Source organism: Natrononativus amylolyticus (assembly GCF_024362525.1).
GTDB lineage: Archaea > Halobacteriota > Halobacteria > Halobacteriales > Natrialbaceae > Natrononativus > Natrononativus amylolyticus.
In genome coordinates, this window is record NZ_CP101458.1 from 2,583,267 (window position 1) to 2,595,180 (window position 11,914).

General features: G+C 50.5%; 8 protein-coding genes and 1 pseudogene. 7 read left to right on the forward strand and 2 right to left on the reverse strand.

Annotated elements, in window-relative coordinates; genetic code table 11:
• Window positions 1–25 precede the first annotated feature (25 nt).
• Window positions 26–1,219 (reverse strand): glycosyltransferase, encoded by a 1,194-nt coding sequence (locus tag NMQ11_RS13460; protein ID WP_255168966.1) that lies wholly within the window; start codon window positions 1,217–1,219, stop codon window positions 26–28.
• Between the two features lie 568 nt (window positions 1,220–1,787).
• On the opposite strand from NMQ11_RS13460, the gene NMQ11_RS20200 reads away from it, so the two are divergent.
• The 4 genes and pseudogenes from NMQ11_RS20200 to NMQ11_RS13475 all read left to right on the forward strand — a co-directional run bounded on the left by NMQ11_RS20200 (window position 1,788) and on the right by NMQ11_RS13475 (window position 5,686).
• Window positions 1,788–2,045: a class I SAM-dependent methyltransferase gene (locus NMQ11_RS20200; protein WP_425607689.1), complete on the forward strand. Its 258-nt coding sequence runs from the start codon at window positions 1,788–1,790 to the stop codon at window positions 2,043–2,045.
• Between the two features lie 249 nt (window positions 2,046–2,294).
• Window positions 2,295–4,166, forward strand: coding sequence for a hypothetical protein (locus tag NMQ11_RS13465; RefSeq protein ID WP_255168967.1), 1,872 nt, complete (start codon window positions 2,295–2,297; stop codon window positions 4,164–4,166).
• Between the two features lie 292 nt (window positions 4,167–4,458).
• Window positions 4,459–4,590 (forward strand): annotated as a pseudogene (locus NMQ11_RS13470) (transposase); the annotation flags it as partial.
• Between the two features lie 79 nt (window positions 4,591–4,669).
• Window positions 4,670–5,686, forward strand: coding sequence for a glucosamine inositolphosphorylceramide transferase family protein (locus NMQ11_RS13475; protein ID WP_255168968.1), 1,017 nt, complete (start codon window positions 4,670–4,672; stop codon window positions 5,684–5,686).
• 108 nt (window positions 5,687–5,794) lie between these two features.
• Here NMQ11_RS13475 and NMQ11_RS13480 read toward each other — a convergent pair whose 3' ends face one another.
• Window positions 5,795–6,523, reverse strand: coding sequence for a class I SAM-dependent methyltransferase (locus NMQ11_RS13480; RefSeq protein ID WP_255168969.1), 729 nt, complete (start codon window positions 6,521–6,523; stop codon window positions 5,795–5,797).
• Between the two features lie 868 nt (window positions 6,524–7,391).
• On the opposite strand from NMQ11_RS13480, the gene NMQ11_RS13485 reads away from it, so the two are divergent.
• The 3 genes from NMQ11_RS13485 (at window position 7,392) to NMQ11_RS13495 (ending at window position 11,884) form a co-directional block, all read left to right on the forward strand.
• Window positions 7,392–8,717 (forward strand): hypothetical protein, encoded by a 1,326-nt coding sequence (locus tag NMQ11_RS13485; RefSeq protein WP_255168970.1) that lies wholly within the window; start codon window positions 7,392–7,394, stop codon window positions 8,715–8,717.
• A 122-nt stretch (window positions 8,718–8,839) separates the two neighbouring features.
• Window positions 8,840–10,303 (forward strand): oligosaccharide flippase family protein, encoded by a 1,464-nt coding sequence (locus tag NMQ11_RS13490; protein WP_345781442.1) that lies wholly within the window; start codon window positions 8,840–8,842, stop codon window positions 10,301–10,303.
• Window positions 10,304–10,684: 381 nt separating this feature from the next.
• Entirely contained in the window at window positions 10,685–11,884 is a 1,200-nt protein-coding gene (locus NMQ11_RS13495) for a glycosyltransferase family 4 protein (protein WP_255170898.1), read from the forward strand.
• The last annotated feature ends 30 nt before the right edge of the window (window positions 11,885–11,914 follow it).

An 11,914-nucleotide genomic window follows, 5' to 3' on the forward strand; every position in this document is an offset into this window, starting at 1 on the left:
GAGGCTTGTAAACTCTACCATCGCATCAGTTCGTGTATACATCGATCAATCGGTCAGTGTGGTCATCGAGCGTGTAGTGAGTTGCCCATCGTCGGGCATTCTCTTTCAGTGTTTGGAGGTCTCGACCCAACACCTCATCGGTCATTGCGAGGAACGCGTCGACGTCACCAGGTGGGAAGAGCGCCCCGGTTACGCCGGGTTCGATCAACTCGGGGAACCCGCCGATATCGCTGGCGATCACGGGTAGACCCTGTGCGAACGCCTCGATGATAACCAATCCGGCGGTCTCACGAACAAGCGATGGTACGACAGCCACAGTCGACGCCTGACGAAGCGTCTCGAGTTCGGATTGCGAAAGAAAACCATGATACCGTACATTGTCTAGTTGGACCGCCGCATCCAGAACGGCCCGTTCGTATGGTCCCGTTCCGCAGATGTGAAAGGTGATGTCGGGGCGACGCCGAGCTGCAGTCAGCACGGTTTCGACCCCTTTCGCTTTCGTTAACCGTCCCGCAAAAAGGACGGTCGGTGCTGCTGGTGGAGGTGGCACCTCGTCGACTACGCGCTCAACACCGTGGCGAAGTAATACGCATACAGTAGTCCGAAAGAACCCGTGCGCTCGGTGTTCGTCGATCACATCGCGACTAGGGCCGATCACGGTGTCGGGCACACCGAACAAGAACCGTTGCAAGCGACTGAAAACCGCGCATATAAAGGGATGATTCCCGACCGTGCGTAACTCCGCATTGCGAACCGACGCGAGTCGTGGGTTGCTGTTCGGACAGACGAGATTGTAATCATGGAGCGTATGAACGTGCCGTATCCCACGCCGTTGAGAGATCTGACCCGTGAGCGTTGAAATCCCGTCAAGGTTGTTCGTATGGACGACGTCTGGTTGCTCTTGTGTCAAAACCCACGAGATAGCAGCAGCAGCGTGTAAGTTTGCTGCATCGAGGAGTCGCCAGCCGGCCTGGATCGGAAGACTATGTTGCTCATACACACTCACGTGGGCCACGTTGAGTGGGAAGAACCGCCAAATTGTGATACCGTCGTAGGTATCGTTCTTCGGAACGAGAGAGGTAATGCCCTCGTATGGTCTCGTCGTGATCACGACGGTGTCGTGTCCCCGCCTCTGGAGAGATTTCGCGATCCGATGAACGTAAATCTCGGCGCCGCCTCTAACCGATAGTGGGTTCCCGGATACTAGGGCAACTTTCACACAGGGTATGGCATCGAACGAGCGCATAAATCTATATATCAAATTTGATCTATTTTCACATAGGATTCTGTAACAATCGCCAACTGTAGGACGGTATGTCAGTACACCAATTGATCACCCACAGGATGGCCCGTGGTTGCACATGTAACCTCCGCATCACCCGATTGTTCTGAAATACCAGATAATAGATGGAGGTCTCTAGTACGAAAGACGGTGTCAAAACCCCATGGTGAGTGTCAACCGGTGGAAACGAGCACAAGCAGGGAGTCGAAAAGTTGGGCACACGAGAACTGCTGGGGAAAAATGGTGTACAGAGATATTTTCAGGAGAGATCCAACAGGAATATGGCATCATTCGAGGGCGAGTGCGTTCTCGCAGTTGGCTCGGGCACCGGCGGAATCCACGACATCCCAGTCGATTGTTTTTCGGTTGGAATCGATCCGTTGACGGTCGAATTTTTGGGTACCGTCGAAGACACTAACGCCCATCTAATCACAGGGGTCGGTGAACGACTCCCGTTTTCAGAGAACACCTTCGATTCGTCTGGTCACTCAACGTACTCGATCACGTGCAGAAACCTGCAGATGTAATCGCTGAAGCATTCCGTGACCTTCGGCCGGGAGGTAATTTGTATTTAGACGTCAATTGCTTTTCCCTCCCAGCCACTGTTCGTAAACAGCTCGGATGGATAGATCAGCTACACCCCCATCATTTTTCTCCTACACAAATGCGTTCATTAATTAGTTCTGCCGGATTCACTATCAAACAGCTCGAGGTCACCAAAGCCTCCTTCGAACAATCAGGAAAAAAGTTCATAGCAAACTGAAATTTATATCTAGAAGTCATATTTTCCGACTCAGAAAAGGATATCTTATTGGTCAGAAGCCGACCGAGCGGAGATGAACTCGGCCAAAGCGGATCTTACAGAATAAAAGTGAATTACCTCCAATACGGTAGCAATACTTTAGAATGAGTACGAGCTTCATATGAGCTAATTGTGCGTATAAAGCATCTCCAAGCTCTAGAACAGGCGTTCTATCCCATAGCAATCCTTACAATAATCGGAGTACTATTATTGGTCTACGCACTGGTTGGGACGATATCTGCAATCAAAGGAAGCTACGTACTCATCGGCCTGCTTCTCGCGTATAGCATCACAGCGGTCGTGATACCAGGAGAGCGGTCTCATCGCACGATGCGAACGGATCGCTATTTGAAACTCCTCGTCATCAGCTGGCTGTTCGCTCTTGCGGTTGCGGTTTTAACCGCGAACCGGTTGTACGGACTGTTGATCGGTCTGCCGATTGGTTATCTTCTCCTAGGGCTCCAGCTTCGATCGAAAACGTCACCCCCATCGTATCTGTTCCAGATTGCGCTACTGTTCTCACTGGGACCACTGACAAAATATCTAACAAACGGATTCTATTTCGGGGAAGGGGATATATTTCACAACTCGAGATGGATCAATGAGTTGGTAGAAAGCGGTCAACTTGCGTCGCTCGAGCGGTACGCTGATTTCCCCGGGTATCATCTTCTGAGCGCTACGGTAAGTGCTGTAACCGATCTTCCAGCCTACGATACCGTGGTGATGGTACAGCTTTCGGCATTTGTAATGTCAATAGTGGTAATATACCTCCTGGGGGAGATGTTATTGAAAGATGCCCGGTTGGCGATTATCATTGCGTTAGGAATGTCACTCGTGTTTTGGATGTCATTCTACGTGATGCGTGGGGTTCCACAAACGGTTGCCACCACACTCGTTGTGTTTATCTTGTACATCGCGTTTCGTAGTCGGATACAGAACACCAATTTGAGATGTATAGCGATGGGGATCATCGTAGGATTCACACTCGTTTTCACACATCACCTCACAATATTATTATTTGCACCGATCATCGCAGTTATTCTCCTCACACCCTGGATCCAAAATCGCTACACTGACATCCCATCAGCACGTCAACCACAAGCGCTTGTATTTATCATCACCGGCGTATTAGCTGTGTTTTATTGGTCCGTCCAAGGGCAATTTACCGGAGAGTTATTGTATTTTTCCCGAATCATGTTACAAGCGGTAATCTCAACCGGAGAGGGTGCCGGAAATCTCACATATGCATTCGGGTATACGTTGCCCCCGCTAAGTGCTCGGTCCGCAGCTCGCAGTCTCTTGACCCCTGAAGGGATCTATTTTATCCTCCTCGTGACTGTCTCAACCCTCGGGATCCAACACTTACTTTCCAGGCTCGACCGGTATTCGAACGTACTCGGACTCTGTCTCGTCGGTATACTCGGTGCACCGCTCGTCCTTCGATCCCCAATCCTCACCGAACACGACCGGCTTCGGTTATCGTTCGCGATCTTTTTCGTTTTTCTCGTCGGAATCGGGTTACTTCGTGTACTCGAGGCGGGCCACAGAGCACGAAGCGCCCAAGTGATTTTCCTCGTTCTGTTAGTAGCTCTCGGAACGCTCTCTCCACTCATCGCCGGAGACGACATGTACAGTGTACGCCAGGGTGAGAGCCTCTACGATGATCGGCCGCTCCCAGAGCCGGATAAGGAGTTCTCGGCAGGGGAATACAATCAGCTTCGGGACATCAGTTCGTTTGCACAAGCAAGCGACGGCGGAATTTCGAGTTTCTCACACGAGACCCGAGCCCTCGAGATGTTTGGGGTTGATAACGCGACCGACGATTCATTATATGTGTCATCAGAGGGGCTGGATTCCGACCGAAGCCTGTTCCTGTACCGTGATCGGTGGCCAGACCATCGGACCCCACACGACCAGTCGGAAACTCTCTTACGAATCACGATGTCCGAAACATGGCTCGAACAGCTGATTGTAACAGAAAACAAGGTGTACGATACCGGGGAGATGGGTCTTTTGTGGAAGAATGATGGCGGCACATACGGCAGCGAAGCCACAGAAACGGTTGATACTGGCACACAATAGCATCCAGAAGCCAAGATCTGTATACCGCTCTTCTGTAGGGATTGTTGATACTGCTCAGTTGTGACTCTCGAATCGAAGACGACAGGGACACTGCTGACGCGGTGCCCGATGCAGATGATTCCGATCAATGTGTTTGGGTCGGAATCGGTCGCAGCCAACCTATTGCAGCAGGTTCGCTATAGTAGTCGTTGAAACGATTTACTCACCGGTCGCACGGGAGCGGCCAGCAGGCACGCGCTGGCCGCACATTCACGACTGGGAGTGCAATGACATTCAACGACTACTATAGCATAACGGTGTTTCTTGTCCCCGCTGCCGTTCTGACCGCAACGATCAGAACGGCAGCGGGCACTCCCAGCGCTATCTCTGTAAGAATTGCGACCGTACGTTCAACGATAAGACTGGCACAATCTTTGCCCACGCGATCAAAGCCATGCTGTGAAATCAACAAAGTGCTACACAAGAGGTATACTTTAGAGTGCTTCGCATACTGTTCTGTAAGCATGAGATCTGCGCCCCTACTGGAATCACATAACGGCGTTTCAAATCCAGTTCTTAGTGCTGCAGACGTTACCGACTGTGCAAATCCCGAATTCGTTGCCGATCCGTTTTACGCATTTCACGACGATACTCATCACCTCTTCTTCGAGATTTTAGACGACGGTATGGGAGTAATCGGGCACGCAACGAGTGACAATGGCCTGAACTGGAGCTATCAGCAAGTCATTCTTAAGGAACCCTTCCATCTATCGTATCCGTATGTGTTCCAATCGGGTGGCGAGTGGTATATGTTGCCGGAACACACGGCAGAGACGCAACGCTCGCTCCGAATTTATAAAGCGGTCCAGTTTCCGCGTTCATGGGTGCTGGCAGAGACTGCGTTATCAGGGAAACGGATTATTGATCCCACGCTGGTACAAACAGATGATACGTGGTTCCTTTTCGTTAGCCACGATGGGGCAAGCGTGGAACTGTATTTTTCGGACAAGTGGTGTACGGACACATGGATCCGCCACCCGAAGAGTCCAATCACGGAGACAGCCTATATGGGGCGGATGGCTGGGCGTCCGATTGGTGGTGAACCGCTCTTTCTCCCGTTTCAGGACCTACGATACCTTTACGGAGAACTGGTTCGATGCTGTCGGGTAGATCGGCTGACTCCGACGGAGTACAGCCACACCGAAATCGGCGGCTCACCGATTCTTCGGGCGCAATTCACTCATAAGTGGAACGACCGAGGGATGCATCACATCGATTGCAGTCCGGTTACAGAGTTCGGACACGACTTTGTAGTGGTTGACGGCTGCAATCCAGTAGGAGCCTGGTCAATCAGCCTCTATCAACCGACTACAAGAGCGGAAACGCTATTGAGGGAACAGAAATTACTCCGACGCCAAGCTCGCCGAGGCAAAATTATTGCAACCGCTCAACTCAGGGAAGCATACCGCATCTACGAGGAGTATGGAGCACGCGAACTGGTGCGGCGTGTCGGGGAAAGAGCGCGTGACCACGTTCGATAGCGGTAGGTCGATCAGCCACTGGAGTCTGGAGGTTAGACGACTGTAAACGGAAGTAGTACTCAACTTTTATTTCCGGGTAGTGGACAACGTTGGATCGGAGGCAGGTAGTTACTCGAACGACTGCGTCACTGGTACTTTGGCGGAGACGATGAACTGGCCGCCGCTATGTCGTGTCCAGGGAAGTGAAGCGAGACAGTGCTGTACACTAATCGTGGTCTCGAGGTAAACACGCGAGAGTCGCTGTGAAATGGTCTCGAGGATGGGAATTCCGGCCCAGACATACTCATTGAAGTAAAACGTTGATGTGATCTCTGTATCCGTAAATCCCGCTACCATCAGTTGGAAGCGTACGTCTGGTAGTGAGTGTAGCGCGACATCATACTGCTGTGGAGCCCATTCACCCAATCGCGGGAACAGTCGGTGTTGGTTATGCACAGTAAATACGAGCTGTCCCTGGGGAGCAAGCACGCGGTTGATATCCCGCAAGAGGGGCACGAGATCCTCGATATACTCGAAAATCCCGATAGCGGTTACTAGATCAAAGGTGTTCGACGTGAAGGGGAGTTGTGATGCGTCGCCCCGGACGAAATCATGAGGAGATCGTGTCTTTGACTGCTTGAGCATTTCTGCGGAAACGTCAAGGCCGACGAGTTGCGAGTACTGTCCAGTCCGATTTAACACGCGGACAAAGCGACCGCCGCCCGTTCCTATGTCAAGCACCGACCCGGTTGTCGTATCTATCAGTTCAATAATGTAGTTGGTCTCGAGTTCGGTTAGGTATCGCCCCTCAAACCCTTGGTACCGGTCTTCGTACGTTTCGGCCTCGGAATCGTACACCTGTTTAATCCGTTCTGTCAATTTAATCATGGTAAAGACGTGCGGAAGGGGCTTATAGTAATCATGTGCCTATAGCGATCTTCCAGCAGCCGCTTAATTACGCCCACATTATAGTTATATTAATATTGTCTCCAGTAGTTACGTCGGAACAAAGAATTTTCTGCGAGAACTGACCGGGTAACATTGAGTTTCCGGTTGATGGCTAACTACGCTCTCCGGTTAGATATGGGTTGGCCTTTGACTACAGCGGCCAGAGTTAAAAGAGATGGTTTCAGATGATGAAAATCCAAATTGATCCCCTCCATACAATCTGGGCGGGCAATCCGGCAAACTCTGGACATTGAATCGGTCAATTCGTCCACCACTAAACGAAATCTGCTGATCCAGACACTCACCCGCCGTACACCAGTGTGTCGCTTCAAGCGTCAACTAGTACGTGAAGCAACGATGAAGGAATGGTGTTAGCTGATCAATTCACAGCTGAAGCAGCACTATAGTAGCTACTGAAACTCAGTATACACTGCTCGCACAGGCTCGCCCGAAGCCAGCCCCACCGCGCGCCCGGTTTCGGGCGTCGCGTGCGAGCAGTGTGTAACCCGTTTCAGTTGTTACGATAGATCGTACCACCTACATCTGATGTATGATTGCACCGACCAAACGGTAGACAACCAGCGTTGTAAATACCTCGTACTACTAAAAGTCTGTTACAACTTTTCAGCGCTCTACGGTATGGTGGATGTATTAAGGCAGTCGGCGTGGTATCCATTAACGAACGAGACTTCGTGCCAGGTGGAAGCAGCATATAGCGATCAGATAGGCGAAAACCCGCTGCGGAATCGATACTCTGCTCCGATGGCCCTATTGTACCATGAACGATACTTTCACGACTAGCCAATTTGAAACGATACAAGACATCGCACGGCAAACGTTTGATGAACAGCTATCAGTAGCCGATCCTGATGGGAAGGAGGTCTCGTTCGCAGACCTCCTTGCCATTGGCCTCACACGAAGACAAGCCCTAATTGTTCTCGGCCTCGTTACAGGAGGTGCCACTATCGGATTCGCGCTTGCAGAAATCGATCGTGACCAAAATGAATCAATATCCCTCTCACTGAACGACGATAATTATTCGTCCATCGAACATACAGCAATGAACGGCTTGATTGTGCCTATTGCTCCTGGTGTACGTCTCTCAGACGCGATAGACCCAGAGAAAATGGAAAGACCAATACAGAATGCGGTTGACCTCGTCGCAGATACGGGCGGCAGAGTGCTCCTCCCACCAACGCAGATTCTAGAGTCAGAGACAATCACTCTTCCTAGCAAAACAAGCATCCAGGGATACTGGGGAAACACCTCAATCTCGTTTCCACCCGACACCGACGGGATCCTTTTTGATCCAGATTCTCCGCTATCGGTAACCGATGATGACTATGTTAAATACATCGCTATCGATGGAGTGACTCTCGACGGGCCGGGCCATAATATACCGACCTCTGGCGTAGCAATCCGCGATCGGGGGCTTTGGATGTCACATTTCGGGCGGGTGGAATTCAGAGATTGGAACGGAGTCACCTGGTGGGTAGAAAACGGTGCGATGAGTTTTGATAACCGTTTTAATTACGTACATTTTACTTCTTGTGACGCTGGTGAGCCGACAAAGGATGGAGACGGGTTGATCAACTGGAAATCCGGCGGGGCGTCTAACTACTTCGGTTACATCACATCATTCCCAACTAATAGTTACAGCGGCGAGAACTCCCGTCTTTTCTCGGTCGAAGGAATTTCAGCAATAATCAACGGGATTAATTGTGGGAAACATTCGGGAGAGGCAATACGCGGATACTATAACCAGTTGTACATCAACTCACTCCACTGGGAGCCAGAAGACCAATCATCACCGGAGGAATCAATACTGAACCTTCGCCATAGTAGTCCCTTCTATCTCAGCAATCTCAAAATGGATATGACTGCGTCAGCGGAGTACGCCTATATCATCAACGACTCCGGGCCGATGCAACTTCCAGTGCCCGATACCGCACACGACACCGAAATAACCGAAAATGTCCTGCTGATCGAAGAGGCCCCTGTCGATCATATAACGTACCACGGCTCATCAGGGGATGTAGACGATAACGCTGACGATGAAACTTCGTTAGTACACTGCATCGGTGATTTTGAACATGTTGGCTAAATTAAGACCAACACTACGTTATATTGATCTCAACCAGCAATCCGACTTGCACCATTGTATCGATTTTTTCGGCACCCAATACCGGTTTCAGATTGTCTCGTTATAGAGGTGTAATAGGTCCAATGAGATCAGATTTACATCAGGGTATTGCCTCTGTATTTCTTTCTCGAGGCGGAGAGTTGTTACTGGGCTTACTGATAACACCAATTCTCGTTCGAATACTCGGAAGTTCTCTGTATGGTGATTACGCGACAATGCTATCGATCATTGCAATTTGCATGATCTTCCTTAGCGAGGGTATTTTCGATGGTTGCCGAAAGTACATTGGGGAGGACCCGACCTCTACCGATTGGGCTACTAACGTGTTCGGGTTTTATTTTCGTATTGCACTATTACTTATCGTTCTAACTATACCTTTTATCATTGTGTTTACGTATGCAGGATTCGTACAAGAAATATTTTCAAAAGATTTTGTTTTATATTTCTACATTTTGCCAGCGGTGTTGTTCGCACAGCAGATGTTCACCGTCGTACGTGGTACACTAATGGGTTTCAATCTCGAACACCGGTCTGAACCGCTTCTCATCGTCCAAGCGTTTGTCTGGGGCGTTCTCAGTATCAGTCTTGCATACTTAGGATACGGTGTGTTCGGAGTCCTCGTTGGGCATGTGATATCTCTGGGGTTGGCTGCACTACTCGGTTTCACAATAATTTTCAGCCGCATAAACATCAAAAATGTAATTGGAGGGATTCCGAGTTCATTTCCCCGACAACAGCTTCTCCTGTTCAATTCCCTCTCTGTGATTCTTGCACTTTTCATGACGTCCCTATATCATGTTGATATACTCCTACTCCGAATCTTCGTTGGAAGCACCCAAACGGGATATTATAAGGCGGCGCTCGTGGTTGCGGAATTTCTCTGGTTCGCACCAATTGCCGTCCAGATGGTGTACCTCCAGTCATCCTCCGAAATGTGGACTAAAGGAGAATATGCCGAGATTAACTCGCTCATCTCTCAAACGACGCGTTATACATTGCTGTTTACGCTTCTTATTGCAATTGGTATCGCTTCGCTCACCAGGCCATTTATACAAGCCTACTTCGGTCCAGACTTCACTCCGGCAGCTTTGCCGCTCTTAATTTTGCTACCTGGTTCGCTGGGATTAGCACTCGCACGACCGATTTATGCTATTGGACAGGGAAAAGGTGATTTACAGCCGCTACTGTACGCGACTGGAACCGCGGCGAGCATCAACATCGTTTTGAATCTTGCGCTCATTCCAACTTACGGCATGACTGGTGCTGCGGCGGCGACTTCAATCGGATATGGATCGATGTTCGTCTTTCATACACTAGCTGCCCGCCGGATCGGTTTCAATCCGATTAGGGACATACGAGCGCAACGGGTAATCGCCACAGCGGTTGTCGCTGGACCGGCCATCTTCGGGCTCGCTGCAATTATACCCTCAGACACCCTCTCGCTCCTCGTGGTTCCGCCCGTTGGCTTTGTCATCTACTTCGGTGTAGCAGTCGGTGTCGGTGCACTGGACTTTAGGGAAATATCGTATCCATTCAAAAGCATATGAGAGCGTCGACTCAATCGGTATATCCACGTGAGAGCAGTAACCACATCACCGTTGGTGACCCAGGGCTTGAACTGGCAGATCGACGGCATTAGGACCGATATTCCGTTACAGGGCAGAGTGACGTTTTCATCACAATCTAACAAAAGGAAGTGAACCTCTCGTATTATTGTGGTTGCTAGTGTACTCATCAGTTATGAGGCCGCGCCGGTCAAAAGAGGAATAGCGCACCCTCTGGACAGAATGCATCGTTTACGACGATGGGGTGAACAACTGAGAAGTGACCTACGACTAATGAACGGACAGAGAATACACAAGGAAAAGACCGAATACGTACTGGTGACAGAGTATTTCTACCCGGATACGGCCTCCTCCGGGCGGTTAATGACGGAACTAGCAGTCGGACTCAAACGCCGTGGGATAGATATCTCGGTCTATACGAGTCAACCTAATTATCATCACAGTACGACCCAAAAACAAGAACGGCGGACCACGTATAAAGGCGTACCCGTAAGACGAACGAGGGCGCCACAGGTACGACAAACCTCGCTTCCCCGTCGGCTTTTCAACTGGTTCGTCTTTACCACCGCAACGTTCTTTGGGTTGCTGTTCAGTCGACCAAAACCCAATCGAGAACTCGTTTGTGTCTCAAACCCTCCGTTTTTGTCTATCGCAGTGTGGCTCGTTTGCCGAATCCGAAGATGTGAGTACACCTATATCGTGCACGATCTGTATCCGGACCAGCCGGTTGAGCTGGGATACCTCGAAGAAGGAGGTGTGGTTGAAACGATCTGGTCAACGGTCCAAGAGCACGTCTACTGCGACGCGAAACACGTCGTGACAAACGGCGTCGTAATGCGGGATCGGATTAGTGAAAACACGGGTGGTGCGGTAACACCGGAGGAGATCACGGTGATCCATAACTGGGAGAACGGGGACCTGATCAGACCACGTCGAACCGACGACTGGGTGCGTGAAAAGCTGGATCTGAACGATTCGTTCGTGCTGCTCTACTCGGGGAACATTGGATTATACCACGATTTCGAGACAGTAGTCGAGGCAGCTACCGAGTTCAGTGACGGAGAAGTCGCATTCGTCATCATCGGCGACGGAGATAGTAAGGCAACCGTCGAGCGACTGGCCAAGAAGCGAGGAATATATGGGACGAAGGTACACTTCCTTCCGTTTCAGTCTCCAGAGGTGTTTCCGTATAGCGTCACTTCGGGCGACGCCCATCTTGTCACCGTCCGTGAAGGGTTTGAAGGAGTGAATCTCTCGATCAAGACGTACACGGCGATGGCCGCCGGGAAGCCCGTCCTGGCAATCGCTCAGCCGTGGGACGATGAATCATTCCTCATTGACAACCACAATATCGGCAAACACGTCTCTCAAGGTGACGTTGCTGGCGTCGTCCGGGCTATCGAGGAATGGAAGATGAACCCGGCACTCGTCGATCAACAGGGGAAAAATGCCCGACGTGCATACGAAGAGCACTATACGAAGACAGCAGCAATACAGAAATACGAACAGTTGTTCACCCACGGGGCAGCAGCCGTCGAAAATAGTTTTCCGTATGCCAACTGATCGACAGCCCGAAATCGGCGTAATCAGATC